Below are 18949 nucleotides of genomic sequence, written 5' to 3'. Positions count from 1 at the left end.
CGAACTAGTCAAAAAAGCTAGCTCTTTAAACTCACTGCTACCGTTTCATTGTCAAAATCGAGCGTCATGGTCGATCCCAATGGAACGGTGAGCATTGGGTGAGTATGGCAGCTATCAAAGTCATACAAAATCGGTAGTGGTTGACCGTTAAGCACTTCTAGCAACACGTCTATAGGTGCTCGTCCTGTGCCTTTATCGTTGAACTTTTCATGCTTGCCAAGAACAACCGCACTGACTTTATCAAACACACCAGAAAGCTTAAGCAACGCAAAAGAGCGTTCGACCGTTTCAATGCCCTGCAAACAATCTTCCACCAGCAAGATATCGCCTTGTTCGATACTCGGCATAAACTCACTTGCCCAGATGCCTGTCATGGTATTAAGGTTGCCACCAATCAAACGCCCAGTGATCTTGCCTTCGCCTTTGAAATGCCAATGGTTTTGCAAGGTTTGCTTTGCGCGGTCTTGCTCACCCCACTCTATCCATTCATCCGTCCAACCTTGTGGCATTGTGTATTGATGCTCCAAGCCAACTAATGTATTCACTATCGATTCGAACGAAGCGAAGGTCTCGTCCACCAGTGGCGGGAATTCACCCAGAGATGCCACCAAAGCAGGACCATAGAAAGTAACAATGCCGGTTTGTGCGTAAATGCCCATGAGCAGAGCCGTCACATCCGAATAACCAACAATGATCTTGGGATCTTGCTTCAGCGCCTCGTAATCAATGTAAGGTAGCAATGAGTTACTGTTATAACCACCAATGGTAGACATAATACAGCGCACTTCGGGATCACGAATCAGCGTATTCAATTCTTCTACTCGCTCTTGAATCGAACCCGAGCGATATTGGTCAGTTTTACCCGTTAAGCAGCCTGCTTTTACCTGGTAACCATGTGCTTCCACATACGCTTTAGCGCGCTCAAAACGTTCTGGAGCAAATACCGTGGCTGGAGATGACGGAGAGAAAAAGCCGATGGTGTCGCCTTTTTGTAATGGTTTAGGAATGATCATGGCTCGTCCTTGTTTTGTGATACATGGTTGATTTATTTTCGTACAATCTAAGCAGAAGAATCTAAACTTAACAATAACCTTTTGTTTTTTAAAACGATAGTTCGGTTAAGTTGTACGAGGTCATTATGATTCCATTCCCTTTACAGCTCGATAAAATTAAAGCCGTGGTGTTTGATTTAGACAACACCTTGGTGAGTTCTGATATGAACTTCGGCGAATTGCGACAACAGCTAGGTTGTCCGCAGAGTGAAGATCTATTGGATTTTGTCGACGCACTTGAGCATCCTCACCATAGAGAGCACGCTCATAACGTGATATTTGATTACGAGATTTCTGATGCTGAGCAGTCTGCTCCAATGATTGGCTGCCATGAGTTGCTCGCCCACTTGCATCAAAATGAAATCAAAACCGCTATCGTGACGCGCAACTGTCAAATCGCCACGCAGCGTAAACTAGAGCACAACCAAATCTCAGTGGAACGAGTCATCACTCGTGAATGCTTCCCGCCCAAGCCAGACCCATTGTCTTTGCAGGTATTGGCGAAAGAGTGGCGTTTGATGCCTGATGAAGTGCTTTATGTCGGCGATTACCTTTACGACTTACAGGCAGCGTATAACGCTCAGATGCCCTCTTGTCTTGTGCATCATGGTAATCAAGAAACTTTCAATGACTCAGCCTCGTTGGCGCTTAATGAACTCAGTGATTTATTGAGCCGTTTCGAATCCTTACCACGCAAATAAAGCACACATATAAAATACGCAAACAAAAAAAGGGGCACCAACGTGCCCCTTATGACTTATTCCCGATTGTTTCATGCGTTCCCAAGGATTGCTTGAGTGATGCGTCGCTTAGCTTTGTAGGTAAGCGTTAAGCATCCACATTAATTTTTCTTGCTCACGGATGTAGTCACCCATCAATGCCGCTGTACCTTCGTCATCTGCTTCACCCGCGTTTTGTAGAATCTCACGCTGTTTTAGAAGTAGAACGCTAAAGCCTTGAACCAGACCTTGTACACACTCCTCACCAGAAGTCGCGTTTTGATGTTCTTTAATTTCACTTGCTTCCAAGTAATTGCTGAATGCGTGCGCTGGCGTATGACCCAAAGTTAGAATACGCTCTGCAAGCTCGTCGATTTTTGTTTGTAGATCCGTGTAGATCTCTTCAAATTTTACGTGCAGTTCGAAGAATTGCTGACCTTTGATGTTCCAGTGGTAACCGCGAGAGTTCATATACAACACTTGGTAATGCGCTAACAGTTGATTTAGCTGTTGAGCTAGTTGTGCTGATTGTTCGCTGTCTAGACCAATTAGGCTTACTTGTTTGTTCATAATCTTGCTCCTAGAAGGATGATACCAATCGTAGTAACAAACGATTCTCTTACTGGGATTGGTATAAAGTTTAAAAATTCTTTTGCAGTATTTGCTGCCGATGGAGTCATATTACGACTCCGGCTCGGTGAAGAAAATTTGGTTTTAGCTATGATTTAAATAGCCAAATCCAATGAGCAAGTAGACGAATACCGGCGTATCATCCAACAAAAAGCCCAGTATCTTATTGCAAGATACTGGGCTTTTACTTTTCTAGATAAAGTTTATGCGGTCTTGAAAGTTGCCATCTGTTGATTCAGCTCAGTAACTTGTTCTTTTACTTGCAATGACGTCTCTGATGCACGTTGGCTGTTATTCGAAACCTCATCCACTGATTGAGTTATATCGGACATCAATCCAGTGATCGAATTGGTCGCATGAGATTGCTGTTCTGCCGCTGCCGCAAGTTCTGCCATTTGCTCATTCAAAGAACCGATTTGCTCAGTAGTAGCGAGCAAACGAGTGACCGCTTTTTCAATGTGCTCTGCACCCTGCTCTGCAAGTGATTGGCTGTGTTCAATTTCCTCAACCACTGAATTAGTCGAACGTTGAATCGCATTGATGATGCCGTTGATTTCTGTCGTCGATTGAGTAGTGCGAGTCGCCAGCATACGTACTTCGTCCGCCACAACTGCAAAGCCTCTACCTTGATCACCTGCACGCGCCGCTTCTATCGCCGCATTCAATGCCAGTAAGTTGGTTTGCTCTGCTAAGCCTTCAATCACTTCAGTAACCCGACCAATAGCTTCGCTCTCTTGGCTTAACTGTGTTACTTGCGTGCTCGCGGTTTCAATGCTGCCATGCAAGCTTTCCATGGTGACTTTGTTTTGCTCTAAAGCATCACGACCTTGTTCAATCTCGCCTTTTGAATCAGAAAGCTTCTGCACTGATTGATTGGCTTGATCTAGAGTGTTACGCGCGGCTAAAGCGATTTCATTCAATTGGCTTCCCATTTCAACAATGCTGGTCTGTTGCTGTTCCACATTCGATGAGGTGACTTGCGCCGATTCCAACAAAGCCCCCATACTGGTATCCACTTGGTGCGCTTTTTCACTCACCCCTGCCACGATGCTCGCTAACGATTGGTTCATGCGGTTAATCGAATCGGTAAGGTCTGCCAATTCATCTTTCCCAACAACAGTGAGCGGAGGCTGAGAAACGTCCCCTGAAGCGATCGTCTTGGCTCGCTCCGATAAGTTTTTCACTCGGCGACCAATGGTATTGCCCATGTATTTTGAAATCGCTACTGCGGCAAACAAAACCAATGCCGCTGCAATCAACATGGTGGTGAGTACGTTCTTGATTGACTGATTAATGCCCTGCCCGCTTTGATCAGCACGACTTTGCTGAGCCAATACGATCGTTTCTAAACTTTGGTCTAGGGCATCCGCTGCTGGCAACAGTTCATTCGCCATTAACAGGTTTGATTCGTTCCACTCTGGCGATTGACGCAATGCAATTACCTGCTCTGCTAAAGGAAAGTACAGTTGCTGCATTTCCTTAAACAGTGACCACAATGATTGGTCGTTATCAGTTAGTCTGTCGAGTTTACTGTCGATTTCCGCGACAGACTGATTGTGGTACTTAATCAAGTCGTGGTATTTGTCCAGATGATCTTGCTGGCCGTACAACAGGAAATCTCGCAAAGCAGACAGTGCATTGGCGAGGGAGGTATAACTGTCGGCATAGACTTTAAACAGACGTTTTCTGTCTCCACCAAATGGGTTTCCTGACTCTTCATTGATTAAGCTTTGAAGCTGATCAAGTGCCACTTCTGCAATGGGTGCCGCTTCGTTAATAAAGAGGTTGTGCGCGGGCAAGTTCTCGTCACTGTGGCTGAGTTCAATCAACTTGTTTAAAGAGACTTTTACCGCGTCCCACTGACTTTGAATCGCTTGAAAATCCTGTTCAGAGATCAAAGCCTGCAACGTCGGAAGCGACTCGTCTGTTGACGCCATGATATTGCGTACGTCCTCACTTAGACGTGCGCTCGCCTCTTCATCGCCACCTAGCAACATGTAGGCTCGAATAGAGGACAGCGACGCTTGAACGGACTGTTGGATACCGCGACTAGTGTCTACGGTCGGTAAATCGGATTTAAGTAGCGAAGAGGCGTATTGCTCTACGGTGGTGACGTTGCGATACGTGAATACCGCTGATGCCATAAAAAGTACGGCTAGCAGCACAAAACTGAGCTGCAACTTCCCTGATATCGTAAGGTTCATCCATAAACTCCTGACAACGATGAGCCCTAAATATAACGAGATTAATAGGAATGTTAAATATATGTATCACAAGTTAAACAAAAAAGAATGTATGCGGGTGCTTATCGTAAAAATTGGGGAACCTATTGGCGATTTATTTTACTGATAAAGGAACAGTCAGCATCAAAAGCTGTACTTTACGTTCGCAAACAACAGAGTCGCAGGCGCTTCGCCAAACAAGCTACCACTGCTGCCGTTAAAGCTTTGGATTACTGTAAGTAATTGCCAGTCATTAGCGAGGGAGTAGTTACTCGACATACCAAGGAAATAGGAATGGTCATCGTAGTAGCTGGCCGAGAGCGTGACACGATTTAAAGGCGTTAAATCAAAGCTCATATCGGCATACCATGTATTTCGTGTAAAGCTCAATGTTTTTGCATCGAGAGGAAGGTTCAAATACGCCAATGCGTTCGATGCATCTTGCGGTTCTGAGATAAATAACCACGCTGCGCGCCCCATCCAACTGCGTTCTCCGCCAAAGCTGTAATCCGATTCAAAACTGGCAACCGCGGCCTTTTTGGTCGGTTTACCTTCAAATTCTGGATCAATGGGATCAAACCACGTGAGTTCTCCTCGAAAACCCGCATCAAACACATCCGTTGCAAAACCAGCGCCGAGTACGTAATCCATCCGAGCTCGGCCTGCGATAAACTGGTAATCCCATCCCGATTGATTGGCGAAATAACGCAGTGAGGCACTGTTTTGCCCAGATTCACGAGCAGGCGAAAACACCAAATCGACCCCATCGGCAAAACCCAGCTTCCTGCTCAACATGACGGCATCCGTGCCTGCCCGTTCTTCATAATCAAAATCGTAAATCGAATACGCATTGTAGATATCGTTTGGATTCCATATCGTATTCATCGACCAGTTAATACGGAAGCGCCCTAGTTGCGCTCCCCAGTCATCTTGCTGCCAAGTGAGATACAAACGATCAAGCTGACTGTTGATGACCACATCATCTTCATGCCAGTTTTTGCTTAAATCCATGTAACCAGAATCCAACGCAACCAAATCGGCATAGCCAGGAAAGTCGTTAGAATCGCCCCAGAGTACTCGATTTCGTAGCCCAACATTCACACGCCAACTAGAAGAAAAACGGTATTCAAAGTTAAGTCGATTGTGTATTAGGTTATCAAACGTATTATCAGCGCCATCAGGAATACTGTAGGTTGCCATGTATTTGATGTAACCATCCAAATCCCATGACTTTTGTGGCTCTAATCCGGGAACCGCAGAAAAGGCGCCACCAGCCTGAAGGCTAAGCAGAGAAAGACTTAACGCCTTGATAAACACTGCACTTGTGTTCGTTCTTGGCAAGTAAGTATGTAATCGGAGAGCGTTGGTACAAATCGCAGACAAATGGGAAACAGCTCTATGCATGCGACCTCTCTGCGCGATTATCGATATTACTGAAATCACGCGCTAAACGACCGTCTTCAAACACGATAATTCGGTGTGCACGTTTTATCACTCGCGGATCGTGAGTCGAGAAGATAAACGTCGTTCCTTCTTGTTCACTCAGTTGCTCCATAATGTCGAGCAGCTCCGCGGTGCTTTTGGCGTCTAGATTGGCAGTAGGTTCGTCCGCCATGACAAAACGAGGCTTCGGCGCTAAAGCACGAGCAACCGCAACGCGCTGCTGCTGCCCGCCGGACATTTTGCCTGGCACCTTATTCATTTGTTCCGCTAACCCCACTTGTTCAAGCAAGGACGTCGCACGTTCACGGCATTCTCGCTCGGTTTTACCTTGCAGCTGCATGACGAATTCCACATTCTCAAGCGCGGTTAACACAGGTAACAAACTGTAGTCTTGGAAGATGAAGCCTATATTATCGCGACGATAGGCAATCAGTTCTTTTTCTGACATCGATGAAATCATACAACCGTCGATTTCCACTTTGCCAGAGCTTGGGGCATCAATACCGCCAATCATGTTCAGCAACGTCGTTTTACCCGAACCAGATGGCCCCATGATCGCAACGAACTCACCCTGCTTAATCTCCAAGTCTACCGACTGCACTGCGTGCACAGGGAAATCACCATCGGCGTTGTAAATCTTAGTTAGGTTTTCTAGTTTGATGGTCATTAGCTTTTCTCCGCCATGGCATCCACAGGTCGATGCTTCAAAATTTGTCGCGCGGGATACAGGGCTGCGATAAGGCTGGCAACAAAAATCGCGACAATGATCATTTGATATTCCGTTATTGATACCCGTGGATAAAGCAAGGTATCCACGCCATAAGCCCCTAACCCTTCCGCCATACCAGCCAGCGACAATCCAGTAACACTCAGCACCTTGAGCATAATTGCACTCCCGAGCAACCCAAGCGCACAACCGCTTAATCCGAGGAACAAGGTTTCAAAAACGATCAACAAGCGTATCTTGTGTTTTTGCATCCCGACAGCCATTAACACACCGAACTCTCGCGTGCGTTCAAACACCGACATCAGCATGATATTGATGATGCCAAGGGTCATCGCCAGCACAAACACCACCAGCATCACTTGGTTGGAAACATCCATTGTGCTCATCATGGTCGAGAGCAAAGGTTGGATCTCTTGCCAAGGTCTCACACTGAGCAAGTCTTTAGTTTCCGGCGGCAAAATAGAATGAGTGAACGCCAGTAGTTGCTTGAGCTCAGTATCGTTATTAGAAGTAAGGAGTATCGCGATTTCGTGTGTGCCACTCAGCCCCGCGACCTTTTCAAGATCTGCTTTGCGGGCGTAGACATTACCGTCATCAAACCCTGTCGATGGTGTTTTGAATATACCTCGAACACGAAATGCCGCGCCTGCGACTTCCCCATTCACATCAGACAAAGTAAGTACGACTTTGGAGCCGACTCGTAGCTTCAATCGTTCGGCTATTTTGCTCGATACTAAAATCGGATTTCTGCCTTCTTCGCTCAGCCATTCTCCGTCGACAATGTGTTGTGAGAGTGGCGTGATGTTTTGCTCTTGCTCGATATTAACGCCGTTGATGCGAATACCACGTGTGCTGCGCGCCGACGCTATCATGCCATCTGCCAGAAATCGCTCAGAAATGGCTTTCACTTCTCGATTAGCCGATAACACTTTGCCTATCTTATTCGCATCGGGAATCACATCTTTTAGCTCAGGATTGACCAAGTAGGACTTTTGCTGGATCTGAAAGTGACTGGTTTGCCATGAGATAGCGTTCTTGATCATGCTATCGACCAAGCCATTCATAAACCCCATCATGGCAACTACGCCCATCAAGCCAAATACCATGGCACCGAGCATGATTGAGGTTCTCAACTTGTTGCGCCACAAGTTACGCCACGCCAACTTAACCAGCATGAGCACCTCCTTTTAACCCTGCCGCAATAGGCATTCGAAGCATACGAATCATTGGGTAAAGTAAACACAACAAGAGAATGAACAGCACGACGGCGATTTGATTGAGCAGTAAGTGTGGGTCGAGCGAAACAGGCACAATAGGTTCAAAACCACTTTCGCGCATCAACTTGGCAGCATCGCCGGTAATTTCGATTGGATTAAAATAGAAATACCCCAACACAGGAGCACTCACGATAAGCCCAAGAATGATGCCAATGACGGACATAAACAGAGACTCTATCGTGAGCAGAAGGACGAGCTTGGAGCGCAGCATTCCGGTTGCTAACATAACAGCAAACTCACGTTGGCGTTCCAATGTCGTCATTAAGATTGTCGCGAACAAGCCAAAACCAACAATGCCGTAGAGAATGTAAATCAAGAAAATACCGCCCGCTTTATCTAAGGCGATTTGCTGTGCCATTTCTGGCGACAACTCTTTCCAATCCTTCACAGCGACATTTTTGCCATACTCGGCTTTAAGTTGTTCAACGGTATCAGGTAAGTCTCTTAGACTCTCAGTATTCAAAACCCATGCGGTAACTTGGCCATCCAATGAATACAGGTTTTGCGCAGTATCGAGCGGCATGTACACCAACTGAGAATCAAGCTGCTGCAAAGGAAAATGAAGAATGCCCGAAATTTGATACAAACCTGCCGCAGTTTGTCCTCGATAACCTACACCATATAGCACCAGTTCATCACCAACCTTGAGTTGCAAATAATTGGCTAAACCACCACCGACTAGCACTGATTTTTGCCCTGATTGGATGTAGCTTCCCTCAATCAATTTGTCGCTGATATTGGAGTACTGATCTTCAGCTTCAGGCTCAACGCCTAGTACCATCACGCCTTTTGAGCGTTCGTCTTTTGCGGCTAGAGCAAAAGACTCCACCCGAGGTAATACCACATCAATATTGGGATTGTTTTTCGCCGCCGAAACGAAGGTGTTGGTTTGCGGCAAAACATCATCAATGCTAAAAGAGTCACCGAACTCAGGGTTTTGCAGTTGAATCAGACCCGTATAAAACTTGGCGGCATTTTTGATATTGGACGTGTAACTGCCTTCTTGAAACGCTCGTGTAATAAGCGAAAGAAACAACACCAATGCCAACGCAGACGCCGTCAGTAGTGTCCTGCGCTTTTGTCGCCAGAGGTTTCGCCAAGCCAGTTTCACAAGCATTGATTCGTTTCCTTCCGTTGATGTTTGATTATCCGTTTCTTCTTTTAGCCGTTCATTTACCCAAACTCAGTCGCGCAGCGATTTCATCTGTTGCTGAGAGAAAAAGCTGTCATCGATATCGAAATCAAACTGTGCTTGGTGGGTGATAAGTACGGTTTTATTGTCTAGCTTATCAAGCGGCTGCATTTCCATTCTGGTCGCTAATTTTCTACCGCCGAGCTCTTTCACGTCATAAGTCGTCATCACGTTCACTCGCTCATCAAACTCGTCGTAGAATTCCACTTTGCGCTGCAGATACGTCGACTTAGAAATCCATAGAGTTACTTTACTCCACACTACCGGAGCATCTGGCTTTGCGACGGCGTCTATCACCCAAACCTTGTCGCCATCAAACACCTCCTCACCTTTTAGTTGATGCTGATAATCGACCACGATAGAAGACTGGTTGATCAAATCATCGTTGGTGAAGTCAGAGCCCATCCACGATTGGCTCAACATAGATGGTGCAATTTTGATGACGCGTTCAATGCTCGGCACCCAATTCCACATTTCTCTTTGTCGTTTTAGAGAAGCGCTGCCCTTATCTTTGGCTGGCGCCGTAACTAACACCAAAGACAAATCCGTTCCTCTGGTCCAACTCTTCATGGTCATCGACCGAGTCCAATCAGGACGAATGATCTCCATAGTGGATTCGGTATAACTGGAATCGCCGCGCATTGCCTGATCTGACTTTTGCACGATATCAAAAGCACTTTCAGCCACAGCAGTAAATGAAATGGACCAACACAATAGAGATAACAAAGCAGTACGCATAACCGTCCTCGACACTCAAATCCAACACTATTCGCGTCAGAAATGACAATAAAAACAGGGAGTTCAAATCAGTATAGCAAGGAGAGGATGAAGGTCAGCGAGAGCTCGCTCAAAGTTTTACTGAGCTTTACGAAGTAATGGTTCCACTTTGTTTCTGTTGATGATTTGGAACACCGCGCGATTTTTACCGCTGGCTTTCCCACGATACATAAGTTGATCAGCATCTTGCAGGCTTGGTTGTTCATCAAATTTTGGATAATACGCGCACCCTAAACTGATACTCACGCTAATCGTTTGTCCATCCAAAGTCACCGGTGAGCAATGCACTTGGGTGCAAATTGTACGAGCGAGTACTTCAGCTTCTTCAGCAGAAAGCGAAGCTGTCACCAAAGCGAACTCTTCACCACCAATGCGTGCCAACGTCATTCTTTCATCGATCACTGTTCTCGCCGTATTCGCAACAGCGATAATGGCTTGATCGCCAACCACATGCCCGAATTGGTCATTGATGGATTTGAAGTCATCAATATCAAACACCATCACGGTCAAGTTTCGCCTTACGTTACTTAACGTCGCTAAACGCTCAATCAAATGACGTCGATTATAAAGCTTAGTGAGAGGGTCAGTCAGGGTGAGCTCAAAAAGCTGTTGATTCGCCATAGTGAGTTGCCGCGTGCGCAGAGCCACCGTGCGTTTGAGTGAAAAGATATGGAACATAGCCGCGATAATTAGAGCAAACACAGCAAGGGGCGCCAGATAGGCGGGATAAACCGTTTTAACGTGGATCCAACGACTTAAAATTCGATCTTTGTCGGCTTCCAACACCGTTTCAAATTTCTTGGAGATGGCTTCGATCGACTCTGAACTCGCCTCTCCCGTCGCGATTCTCAAGCTTTTGCTATAAAGGTGTAATGCAGGCAGGAACGTCACTGCATCTGATGTCGTCGCCATATAGAAATTAGACACTTGAGTATCGACAACAAACAGGAATATCTTTTTGTCGGTAACGGCTTTTAATAATGCATCATTATTCGCAAACCGTTTTATTGCGGCATTGGGATAACGCTTACGAACAAAAGTCTCTTCGTATCCTCCTTTCACCAAACTCACTTCCATTGCCGACTCACCTTTCAGCACCGATTCCACGTCAACTCCTAGTAGGTCGCTGTTCACGTACAGTTGGGTATCAATAGGCATGATCACTGTGCCAAAACTCAGGTACTGGTTGCGCTCTTCGGAAAATATAAGCCCTGCATGAATGTCTGCTCTACCCTCTTTCACTGCAAGCAAAGAGTCTTCCCAATCAAGCAGAAGAAACTGAACATGAACATCATTTCTAACGGCATACTCACGCCAAAAATCAATTAAGATGCCTTTAGGCTCACCATCTGGTGTGAGATAAGAGAAAGGCTTCCACGCTTTTGAATTAGCGATAACGAGAGTCTCTTTCTGGGTCTCATGACCATACGTCACAGCACTATGCAGCACGCCCACTAATAATAGGGCAATGCTAAACGTGGTGTTTTTCCAAACATAAGTACTATAACGTATGAGAGTCATTCCTACTTCTCGCCACCCTGTCCGAAAGAGTTATCTAAGACTTAAATCGAACTAAAGATATAGCAGAGCTTTTAGATATGGGAAGAGACTCTTATTGATATGAATCTAAATTAATACACTTCTTCTGAAAAACGGTACTTTATTGCTAGAAGTATTTATTAATTTGTCGCGAATTATTATGACATTCATATGAATGAAAGTGCGATAGTACCAACCGTTCTCGATGCAAATCCGCGATAAACGAAACAACACCTGACACAGCCCACAAAATCACATCAAAAAAGTAATGATTATTCGCTCGATAAGAATCACTTTGTTAACTTACGCGCAATTTTTTTGTGACCCGAAATTTTCGCTTTCGCCATGCCTTCTCAATATAGAATTAACAAAATCGTCGAAATTGGCGATACCTTGCATCGCAGTGGTTGTGCGCCTTACAAAGTAGAGAAATACACTCAGCACTATGCGCAAAAACATGGCGTGGATGTGATGATTCAAGCCACACCAACCGCGATCAATTATCAGTTTCCTGATGACAACAACGCAGTGGTACTCAAACGCCTGAAACCAGCTTCCATTAACTTGAGTTTGCTGGCCAACACCATTATTCGTATCAATCAACCAAGTAGCGAACCTGTCCCTGAACCTGCGGGATATCCTTCATGGATCATCGCATTGGCAAACATGGGTATTCCACCCGCTTACTTAATGTTGGTTGGCAGTACCCTAGAGGCAGTCGGCTTTGCTTTTATTCTCGGCTTTATGGTCTGGGGATGTCAGCAAGTTTGCCGAGCGAGACGCGCAATTGCAGTTGAGTTTATCGCGGCTTTGTTCACAGGCATTATTGTCGCTTACCTATCCAGCACTGGATTGCCTATTCCAGTATGGGCGCTCTGCATCGCTACGATTGTTTTGTTTGTGCCCGGACTTTCGATCGCTAACTCGCTGGAGTGTCTCGCGTTCAACGATTTAGTTTCAGGAACCAGTTTATTGGGACAATGCGCCCTCACGCTGATCAAACTGTTTGTCGGCATTACCATGGGGCTTAATATCGGTGAAGCCATTTGGGGTCAAGCGCAATCTATCGCCTACACCAATGCAGTTCCTATTTGGATGCACATTAGTGGCTTGTTCATCATTTCAATCAGCCTTGGGGTGATCTTTAATGCCCGCCCTATCGACATTCTACTTGGCTTACCGGTGGCAATGTTGGGAATGTGGGGGCCATTTTATCTTGGTTTCGAAAGTGGCTGGGTTGTGGGCACTTGGGTTACCACTGTACTGATAACACTATACGGGACTTGGATTGCGAAAAAGATGGAACTGACGGGCTCTATCTACATTGTTCAAGGCATTATCATATTGGTTCCGGGTAGCCGTGTATTGGTCAGTGCGAGCCAATCAGTGTTTGAGCAATCGATTTTGCCGATCCCAAGCATTGGTTTGTCTGCGCTGTTTATGTTCTCGGCGATCGTTGCAGGGCAAATCACAGCCTATTCTATTTACTCACCAAAAATCGAACGCTAGGACAGCGCATCTCCATAACCTTCAGACAAGAAAAAAGCCCTATTCAAAATCCACATTAGTGAGAACTTTGAATAGGGCTCTTTGCCTCTATGCTTCGCTTTCCGGTTGAAGCTGCCTTTGCCTTTTTTCGCTTTTACAACTCGAGTTCTAAACAGTTGACTGGTGACAACGGCTTTCAATGCATTGTCTTTAATTTCGCCTCTGCCAAATTCGGTATCTTGAACCAATTCATTCGGCTGAGGATTAGATTTCTTCTTCGCCATAGATCCTCCTTAATGGTCGAACCAGATTGGACAATAATTAGGGAAAATAGTCAAATTTGTATAATAAATTTCATTTTGCCTCCCAAAAACTTCACAACAACGTCATTTATTTGAAAAAACATCAAAAATACACCGTATAAAAAGTGACTAGATACAAATATTTGCCCTTGAGAGGTCGATATATGTTGACTATACCCGTAATTAACCTAGACTCGAACACGGCTAGAAAGAAAGTTCTTTGTTTTCACATTTCGTTGGATTACTCGTAACTCCCCCGTCCTGTGGTACGCAATAGCAATTTATTTTTCCACGCTATAAGCGCCGATTAGGCGAGATTTACACAAAATTAGATATTTAGGAAATAGACATGTCTAACAAAGCTACTGGTACAGTTAAGTGGTTCAACGAAACTAAAGGCTTCGGTTTCATCCAACAAGAAAACGGTCCTGACGTTTTCGCTCACTTCTCTGCAATCCAAGGTGACGGCTTCCGTACGCTTGTTGAAGGTCAGAAAGTAGAATTCGAAATCACTCAAGGTCAAAAAGGTCCACAAGCTGAGAAAATCACTCTAGTTTAATCCTTTTAAGATTTTGATATGATAGCCAGCTTTTAGCTGGCTATTTTTTTGCCCTTCATTTGTTGATACTTCCCATGGCTCTAAAACCAACAATATACAAGTTTCGTATCGCTATCTCCGATATGAACAACGATTACTACGATTCAAAAAACCTGACTATCGCCCTTCATCCCTCTGAAAAGCCACAGCGTATGCTGGCTCGTATTTTCGCGTTCTGCTTGAATGCACAGGATGATCTCGAGTTCACTAAAGGTCTCTCTACAACAGAAGAGCCAGACTTGTGGCGTGTTGAGGACGATCAATCCATCACACATTGGATTGAGATTGGTGAGCCAGAGCCAGATCGCATCAAGAAAGCGACCCGTTTGGCTAAGAATGTGAAAGTCTACACCTACAACACCAAAGCGTCAGTTTGGTGGGACAAGATGGCTGGCAAATTTGGCATGCTTCCTGTCGACGTGGCAAGCCTAGATTACGATGCTATCGATTTGATTTCACAGCACCTTGACCGTGGCACTAGCCTATCTGTTATGATTACCGGCACCTCTATTTTCGTTGATATTAACGAACAACACGTCGAAGTGACGGTGAAGGAATTGCAAAGTAATGACGCCTCTTAATGAACTGATCCAAGAAATGGGGTTCAAAAACATTCCCTTCGTTGACGAGCATAAAGCAGCAAGGCGACGCTGGGTAAAAGAACAAGCCCCATTGTTCATTAGAGTATGTGAAAACAAGCCTGACACAGCCCCTGCGCTGCATTTACTCGGGCTTTTGACTAAGTCTCACATCGAAGCCAGTGCGCTGTATGAGCAGCACGCCACATCCACTCACAAAATGCAGCAAGTATTCAGTGATACGTTGGGCGAAGAGCATGCTGAGAAGTTCACTAACCAGTCTGCCGAAGACTTAGTATTGGTCACGCACTTATGGCTATACACTCAAGGCTACCTGAATATGGATTTCAGCCTTGCTCATGATCACGCAGAGCAAACACAAAATACCCTGCAGCATGAGCTGGTGATCAAACGTATGGACTTAGATGCATTCCGTACAGACTTGATGCAAAGCTTTTATCTCGGTAAAGAAGCGAACCCTGCAAAAGCAAGTGGACTCTTTGGTTGGGTGAAACGTCTTTTTTCCTCATAAAAAACATGGTTTTGTCAAAACCAAACACCTGATAGACTACGCCCTCTCATGCAACGGCTCTTTTCGTTAAACGAGTTCGTCACGTCGTTAAACGAGTTCGTCACGTCGGTTGTTGCATGAAAGCTAAGGACACTCACCCACTGAACATCAAGGGATCATTATGAAGTTTATCCGCTGGATTTTGGGAAAAATCATTCTACTTCTCAACGCAGTCTTCTCACCTCGCGGCGTTAAACGCTCAGCAGAGGCACAGAAAAGCGTTGATGACAAAGCGAAGAACTACGCACTTTACCAATTTGAAGCTTGTCCTTTCTGCGTAAAAGTTCGTCGTGCTATGAAGCGTCAATCTGTAAACATTGAGTTGCGTGATGCGAAAAATGACCCAGTACACCGTGAAGCACTAGAGCAAGGTGGTGGTCGTGTGAAAGTCCCTTGCCTTCGCATTGAAAAAGATGGCGAAACGCAATGGCTTTACGAATCTTCAGACATTGTCGCTTACATTGAAAAAGAATTTGCCTAGTTCCCCCTAAGAACATTGGCGGATGTAAAAGAGGCACCAAACGGTGCCTCTTTTCTTTTATCTCAATGTCTTAAAATGGTGGTTACTGATCGACAATCAGCATCAACTCCACTCGACGATTACATGCTTTGCCACTCGCCGTTGCGTTACTACACTGCGGTACGTACTCACCAAAGCCTCGAGAGAACACTCTTTGGCGTGGCAAGCTAGTCGCTAGTAGCTGCTTTTCAACTTCACGCGCACGTTTCTCAGACAACGAATCATTGAAGCTCGCCGCCCCCGTGCTGTCCGCATGGCCATCAATCACCACATCAACGTCAGTGCGTCCGGCAAGATAATGCCCAAGGCTCTGTATCCAGTCTTGAGATTGCGCCGATAACCTTGCAGAGCCAGTTTGAAAATGAACTTGCTCCTTCAAACGTATCATAAGATGTTCGCCACTGATGGTTTCATGGGCGATCTGATGTCTATTTAAGAACATCTCCAATGACATCACGCCCTGTGACTTTTTTTCCATTGAGCCCGGTACCTGAGCGACATAACGAGGGGCAGAAGAGTATGACTTCGCATAACCCCACTCTGGATGTCTAAGCTCTGAATTAGTGCGAGGAGCGGTGTCTAACATGTTGCCGCCCGGAACCATATCTGAATTAATGCTGGTGCATCCGGCTAAGAAACCGCATGCAACTAAAAACCAATGCTTCATACCGTTACCAACGTAGAATGAATTCTTGTTCACTGTGTCGGCTTAAATTGCCCAAACTTTAGTGCCCATTGCTATTTATCTTCATTTAGCAAGCACCTATCGTGCCAAAGATCCCATATGCACCTTCATTTCTCTAATTCTGCGGCTTTCGGTGAATGACAACTCGCCTTTGAAGTGGACGAGATTCGTCTTTTTCAAGCATCAGCACCTTTATTTTCTGCGTCATTGCTCTGTTTTGTCTAAACTTTCTTCGATTGTCTCACTTTAGTGTAACAAGCCGTATTAATGGTTTTCGTCGATACCGTTAACCGATAAACTAGCAATAATTCTACTATTTAGAGCTTTACCCATGTTTAAAACTATTTCTAAAGGTGCAGCACTTTTTGCCGCAGTATTTGCCCTAACGGCTTGTGATAACGGCAATAGTCAGCCACAACAAGGCAAGCAATACGAAGTGTTGCCAGTCTCTCTTGCAGAGTACAACCTGACTCCTGTAACTGAGGTGTTTTCTCTGAACTGTGGTCACTGCCGTACCATGGAACAATTTGTGCCAAAAATCGAATCTTTGACAGAACAAAAAGTCGAGAAAATGCACGTAACCTTCAATGAGAGTGCACAAATCAGCGCAATCATTTTCTACACAGCAGCAATGCAGGTGAACGGTACGCCTGACAAAGCGTTTATGGAAGAACTATTCGCGGCGGTTCAAATTGGGGCAGAGGCGACTGCTGATGAGCGTCAAGCAGCGGTAGAGAAAGCATTCGAGTCTCGTAATCTAGTGAGCCCTTATCAGCTAGACGATGCTCAACAAGCAAAACTGTTTGAATACATCACCAAAGCAGAACAGATCACGACTCGTGGTCAAATCAACTCAGTGCCTGCCTTCATCGTAAACGGTAAGTACCAAGTGATCACAGGTGGTCACGAAACCGTTGAAGCAATGGCAGACACCATCAACTATCTGCTAACACAACCAAAATAAGACAAGGAGCTATTGTGTCTAAATTTCTGTTTCCTCTTATTATTTTTGTCCTAGCGGCATTCTTTATCTACCGCACTTGGACGAACCACAAAGTGGCAGACGAAAACTTTTCGAAGGGTCAAGAATTTCTGCTAGAAAATAGCAAGAAAGAAGGCGTGATTACCACTGAGAGCGGTCTGCAATACCTTGTGCTTGAAAAAGGTACTGGTGACGTGCACCCAGCTGCAAACAGCAAAGTGAAAGTGCACTACCATGGCACACTGATCGACGGTACGGTTTTCGATAGCTCTGTAGAGCGCGGCGAGCCAATCACGTTTGGTCTAAACCAAGTAATTAAAGGCTGGCAAGAAGGCCTACAGTACATGGTTGTCGGCGAGAAGATTCGCCTATTCGTACCAAGTACACTTGGCTACGGTAAAAACGGTACGGGCCCTATCCCACCAGCAAGCGTGCTGATCTTTGACGTGGAACTATTGGACATCCAATAATCCTCAGCAAAAACAAAAAAACGCCGCATCAATTGCGGCGTTTTTTTATTGGGTATGATTTTCTGGCCCGAAGTATTACGCTTTCGGATAAAACACTAACTTATTCTCTTCTACCATCACACAATCCATACCCGCGGCGTGCGCAGCTTTCTTACCTAACTCAGTATCTTCAAACACCACACAATCTTGTGCGCTCAAACCAAGTTGTTCTGCAGCCATAAGAAACGTGTCTGGGAATGGTTTATGGTTTTCAACGTCAGTAGCCGTAACCACCGCATTCAGCTTTTTCAGGATGCCGGCTTTTGCTAGTAGACGTAGTGCGCTGTCGCGCTGGCTACCTGTGCCCACGGCAATCTTCTTGTTGCCAAGATGCTCATCCAAAACGGTATTAGTGCATGAGATGATTTCACCGTGTTGCTCCATCTCAGCAAACGTGTCCATTTTGAAGCGAGAAACGGTTTTTGGGTCGAGAGACAAACCATGCTGACGATTTACTTCGCCAACAATTTTGAAACTTGGCATGCCACCTAAGCTGTGTAACCACTCTTGGTTGAAAGGGAAGTCGAAACGATCCGCCGTTGCTTGCCACGCCGCCAAATGCGCAGGCATGGTATCAATCAAGGTGCCATCCATGTCGAAAATTAACCCTTTATAAGGGCTTAAATCTATTGTGTTCATGTCAATTCTTCTATTTGTACATCTCTGATGGTAATTTATCAGCCATCATCCCATTCCTTATTGGCATTTAGTTATCATGCTCAAAATTTCGAACTCCGTCACAATTCAAGATTGGGAAATCCAATTATTGCCTATCCGGGCTCAAGGAAATGGTGGGCAGAACGTTAATAAGGTATCGTCCGCGATACACTTGCGCTTTGACGTACGTCATTCCACATTGCCGGAATTCTATAAAGAGCGACTTCTCGCCCTTTCAGACAGTCGGATATCCAAAGATGGCGTGATCATCATTAAAGCGCAACAGTTTCGGACACAAGAGCAGAACAAAGAAGACGCACTAAATCGATTACAAGCGTTAATACAATCTGCAAGCCGACAAGAAAAGAAGCGTATTAAAACCAAACCAACTCGCGCTTCGCAACGTCGCAGGCTTGATAGTAAAAACAAGCAAGCGACAAAAAAACAGCAACGCCAGAAAGTGCTGTACTAGCAAACGTCA

21 protein-coding genes are annotated in these 18949 nt (G+C 45.3%); 9 read left to right on the top strand and 12 right to left on the bottom strand.

Going from position 1 to position 18949, the window contains the following annotated elements; translation table 11 throughout:
* Positions 1-17: 17 nt before the first annotated feature.
* Positions 18-1013 (bottom strand): S66 peptidase family protein, encoded by a 996-nt coding sequence (locus GXP65_RS02590; protein WP_162091905.1) that lies wholly within the window; start codon positions 1011-1013, stop codon positions 18-20.
* Positions 1014-1138: 125 nt separating this feature from the next.
* Between GXP65_RS02590 and GXP65_RS02585 the strand changes: the two genes are divergently transcribed.
* Entirely contained in the window at positions 1139-1753 is a 615-nt protein-coding gene (locus tag GXP65_RS02585) for an HAD family hydrolase (protein ID WP_005388252.1), read from the top strand.
* A 108-nt stretch (positions 1754-1861) separates the two neighbouring features.
* Here the strand turns inward: GXP65_RS02585 and GXP65_RS02580 are convergent, their stop codons facing one another.
* The 8 genes from GXP65_RS02580 to GXP65_RS02545 form a co-directional block, all read right to left on the bottom strand.
* Positions 1862-2341 (bottom strand): Dps family protein, encoded by a 480-nt coding sequence (locus tag GXP65_RS02580; protein ID WP_162091904.1) that lies wholly within the window; start codon positions 2339-2341, stop codon positions 1862-1864.
* Positions 2342-2604: 263 nt separating this feature from the next.
* Entirely contained in the window at positions 2605-4605 is a 2001-nt protein-coding gene (locus tag GXP65_RS02575) for a methyl-accepting chemotaxis protein (RefSeq protein ID WP_162091903.1), read from the bottom strand.
* Positions 4606-4767: 162 nt separating this feature from the next.
* The gene (locus tag GXP65_RS02570; protein ID WP_162091902.1) at positions 4768-6027 is read right to left on the bottom strand and encodes a hypothetical protein; all 1260 of its coding nucleotides are present in this window, start codon (positions 6025-6027) and stop codon (positions 4768-4770) included.
* Positions 6020-6733: an ABC transporter ATP-binding protein gene (locus GXP65_RS02565; RefSeq protein ID WP_005433467.1), complete on the bottom strand. Its 714-nt coding sequence runs from the start codon at positions 6731-6733 to the stop codon at positions 6020-6022. Before GXP65_RS02565 ends, GXP65_RS02570 begins: the two co-directional genes overlap by 8 nt.
* Positions 6733-7968: an FtsX-like permease family protein gene (locus GXP65_RS02560; protein WP_162091901.1), complete on the bottom strand. Its 1236-nt coding sequence runs from the start codon at positions 7966-7968 to the stop codon at positions 6733-6735. The genes GXP65_RS02565 and GXP65_RS02560 overlap by 1 nt, the downstream gene beginning before the upstream one ends.
* Positions 7958-9187, bottom strand: a complete 1230-nt coding sequence (locus GXP65_RS02555; protein WP_162091900.1) for an FtsX-like permease family protein — start codon at positions 9185-9187, stop codon at positions 7958-7960. The genes GXP65_RS02560 and GXP65_RS02555 overlap by 11 nt, the downstream gene beginning before the upstream one ends.
* 66 nt (positions 9188-9253) lie before the next feature.
* Positions 9254-10000 (bottom strand): outer membrane lipoprotein-sorting protein, encoded by a 747-nt coding sequence (locus GXP65_RS02550; protein WP_162091899.1) that lies wholly within the window; start codon positions 9998-10000, stop codon positions 9254-9256.
* A 117-nt stretch (positions 10001-10117) separates the two neighbouring features.
* Positions 10118-11560, bottom strand: a complete 1443-nt coding sequence (locus GXP65_RS02545) for a sensor domain-containing diguanylate cyclase (protein WP_162091898.1) — start codon at positions 11558-11560, stop codon at positions 10118-10120.
* A 363-nt stretch (positions 11561-11923) separates the two neighbouring features.
* On the opposite strand from GXP65_RS02545, the gene GXP65_RS02540 reads away from it, so the two are divergent.
* Positions 11924-13087, top strand: a complete 1164-nt coding sequence (locus GXP65_RS02540; protein ID WP_005433427.1) for a threonine/serine exporter family protein — start codon at positions 11924-11926, stop codon at positions 13085-13087.
* On the opposite strand, the gene GXP65_RS02535 is transcribed toward GXP65_RS02540, so the two are convergent.
* Positions 13084-13350 carry a ribosome alternative rescue factor ArfA gene (locus GXP65_RS02535; RefSeq protein WP_051117955.1) on the bottom strand — a complete coding sequence of 89 codons (267 nt, stop codon included), beginning with the start codon at positions 13348-13350 and terminating at the stop codon, positions 13084-13086. The two genes, GXP65_RS02540 and GXP65_RS02535, sit on opposite strands and share 4 nt — an antisense overlap.
* Positions 13351-13717: 367 nt before the next feature.
* On the opposite strand from GXP65_RS02535, the gene GXP65_RS02530 reads away from it, so the two are divergent.
* From GXP65_RS02530 to GXP65_RS02515, 4 genes are all read left to right on the top strand, one after another.
* Entirely contained in the window at positions 13718-13927 is a 210-nt protein-coding gene (locus GXP65_RS02530; RefSeq protein ID WP_005433440.1) for a cold-shock protein, read from the top strand.
* Positions 13928-14001: 74 nt separating this feature from the next.
* Complete coding sequence (locus GXP65_RS02525; protein ID WP_005433408.1) at positions 14002-14547, top strand: YaeQ family protein; 546 nt, start codon at positions 14002-14004, stop codon at positions 14545-14547.
* Positions 14534-15076, top strand: a complete 543-nt coding sequence (locus GXP65_RS02520; RefSeq protein WP_043883601.1) for a hypothetical protein — start codon at positions 14534-14536, stop codon at positions 15074-15076. Before GXP65_RS02525 ends, GXP65_RS02520 begins: the two co-directional genes overlap by 14 nt.
* Before the next feature lie 160 nt (positions 15077-15236).
* The gene (locus tag GXP65_RS02515) at positions 15237-15596 is read left to right on the top strand and encodes a glutaredoxin (RefSeq protein WP_017819296.1); all 360 of its coding nucleotides are present in this window, start codon (positions 15237-15239) and stop codon (positions 15594-15596) included.
* Positions 15597-15678: 82 nt separating this feature from the next.
* On the opposite strand, the gene GXP65_RS02510 is transcribed toward GXP65_RS02515, so the two are convergent.
* Complete coding sequence (locus tag GXP65_RS02510) at positions 15679-16302, bottom strand: OmpA family protein (RefSeq protein ID WP_162091897.1); 624 nt, start codon at positions 16300-16302, stop codon at positions 15679-15681.
* A 349-nt stretch (positions 16303-16651) separates the two neighbouring features.
* Here GXP65_RS02510 and GXP65_RS02505 point away from each other — a divergent pair, with 349 nt between their 5' ends.
* Both GXP65_RS02505 and GXP65_RS02500 read left to right on the top strand, forming a co-directional pair.
* Positions 16652-17284: a thiol:disulfide interchange protein DsbA/DsbL gene (locus GXP65_RS02505; protein ID WP_162091896.1), complete on the top strand. Its 633-nt coding sequence runs from the start codon at positions 16652-16654 to the stop codon at positions 17282-17284.
* A 14-nt stretch (positions 17285-17298) separates the two neighbouring features.
* Positions 17299-17772: an FKBP-type peptidyl-prolyl cis-trans isomerase gene (locus GXP65_RS02500; protein WP_005433323.1), complete on the top strand. Its 474-nt coding sequence runs from the start codon at positions 17299-17301 to the stop codon at positions 17770-17772.
* Between the two features lie 75 nt (positions 17773-17847).
* On the opposite strand, the gene GXP65_RS02495 is transcribed toward GXP65_RS02500, so the two are convergent.
* Positions 17848-18450 (bottom strand): beta-phosphoglucomutase family hydrolase, encoded by a 603-nt coding sequence (locus GXP65_RS02495; protein ID WP_038889022.1) that lies wholly within the window; start codon positions 18448-18450, stop codon positions 17848-17850.
* Between the two features lie 76 nt (positions 18451-18526).
* Here GXP65_RS02495 and arfB point away from each other — a divergent pair, with 76 nt between their 5' ends.
* The gene (gene arfB, locus GXP65_RS02490; protein WP_005433335.1) at positions 18527-18940 is read left to right on the top strand and encodes an alternative ribosome rescue aminoacyl-tRNA hydrolase ArfB; all 414 of its coding nucleotides are present in this window, start codon (positions 18527-18529) and stop codon (positions 18938-18940) included.
* Positions 18941-18949: the final 9 nt, after the last annotated feature.

Source organism: Vibrio sp. LB10LO1, assembly GCF_010092875.1.
Taxonomy (GTDB): domain Bacteria; phylum Pseudomonadota; class Gammaproteobacteria; order Enterobacterales; family Vibrionaceae; genus Vibrio; species Vibrio campbellii.
Note: the sequence above shows the minus strand (reverse complement) of the source record. Positions and strands in the feature narration are given on the sequence as shown.

Excerpts from the sequence above, each read along its gene's own strand:
- GXP65_RS02550 (WP_162091899.1), bottom strand. The coding sequence starts at position 10,000 with ATGCGTACTGCTTTGTTATCTCTATTGTGTTGGTCCATTTCATTTACT.
- GXP65_RS02520 (WP_043883601.1), top strand. The coding sequence starts at position 14,534 with ATGACGCCTCTTAATGAACTGATCCAAGAAATGGGGTTCAAAAACATT.
- arfB (WP_005433335.1), top strand. The coding sequence starts at position 18,527 with ATGCTCAAAATTTCGAACTCCGTCACAATTCAAGATTGGGAAATCCAA.
- GXP65_RS02560 (WP_162091901.1), bottom strand. The coding sequence starts at position 7,968 with ATGCTGGTTAAGTTGGCGTGGCGTAACTTGTGGCGCAACAAGTTGAGA.
- GXP65_RS02565 (WP_005433467.1), bottom strand. The coding sequence starts at position 6,733 with ATGACCATCAAACTAGAAAACCTAACTAAGATTTACAACGCCGATGGT.
- GXP65_RS02590 (WP_162091905.1), bottom strand. The coding sequence starts at position 1,013 with ATGATCATTCCTAAACCATTACAAAAAGGCGACACCATCGGCTTTTTC.
- GXP65_RS02515 (WP_017819296.1), top strand. The coding sequence starts at position 15,237 with ATGAAGTTTATCCGCTGGATTTTGGGAAAAATCATTCTACTTCTCAAC.
- GXP65_RS02545 (WP_162091898.1), bottom strand. The coding sequence starts at position 11,560 with ATGACTCTCATACGTTATAGTACTTATGTTTGGAAAAACACCACGTTT.
- GXP65_RS02525 (WP_005433408.1), top strand. The coding sequence starts at position 14,002 with ATGGCTCTAAAACCAACAATATACAAGTTTCGTATCGCTATCTCCGAT.
- GXP65_RS02575 (WP_162091903.1), bottom strand. The coding sequence starts at position 4,605 with ATGAACCTTACGATATCAGGGAAGTTGCAGCTCAGTTTTGTGCTGCTA.
- GXP65_RS02505 (WP_162091896.1), top strand. The coding sequence starts at position 16,652 with ATGTTTAAAACTATTTCTAAAGGTGCAGCACTTTTTGCCGCAGTATTT.
- GXP65_RS02580 (WP_162091904.1), bottom strand. The coding sequence starts at position 2,341 with ATGAACAAACAAGTAAGCCTAATTGGTCTAGACAGCGAACAATCAGCA.
- GXP65_RS02570 (WP_162091902.1), bottom strand. The coding sequence starts at position 6,027 with ATGCATAGAGCTGTTTCCCATTTGTCTGCGATTTGTACCAACGCTCTC.
- GXP65_RS02495 (WP_038889022.1), bottom strand. The coding sequence starts at position 18,450 with ATGAACACAATAGATTTAAGCCCTTATAAAGGGTTAATTTTCGACATG.
- GXP65_RS02510 (WP_162091897.1), bottom strand. The coding sequence starts at position 16,302 with ATGAAGCATTGGTTTTTAGTTGCATGCGGTTTCTTAGCCGGATGCACC.
- GXP65_RS02530 (WP_005433440.1), top strand. The coding sequence starts at position 13,718 with ATGTCTAACAAAGCTACTGGTACAGTTAAGTGGTTCAACGAAACTAAA.
- GXP65_RS02585 (WP_005388252.1), top strand. The coding sequence starts at position 1,139 with ATGATTCCATTCCCTTTACAGCTCGATAAAATTAAAGCCGTGGTGTTT.
- GXP65_RS02535 (WP_051117955.1), bottom strand. The coding sequence starts at position 13,350 with ATGGCGAAGAAGAAATCTAATCCTCAGCCGAATGAATTGGTTCAAGAT.
- GXP65_RS02540 (WP_005433427.1), top strand. The coding sequence starts at position 11,924 with ATGCCTTCTCAATATAGAATTAACAAAATCGTCGAAATTGGCGATACC.
- GXP65_RS02555 (WP_162091900.1), bottom strand. The coding sequence starts at position 9,187 with ATGCTTGTGAAACTGGCTTGGCGAAACCTCTGGCGACAAAAGCGCAGG.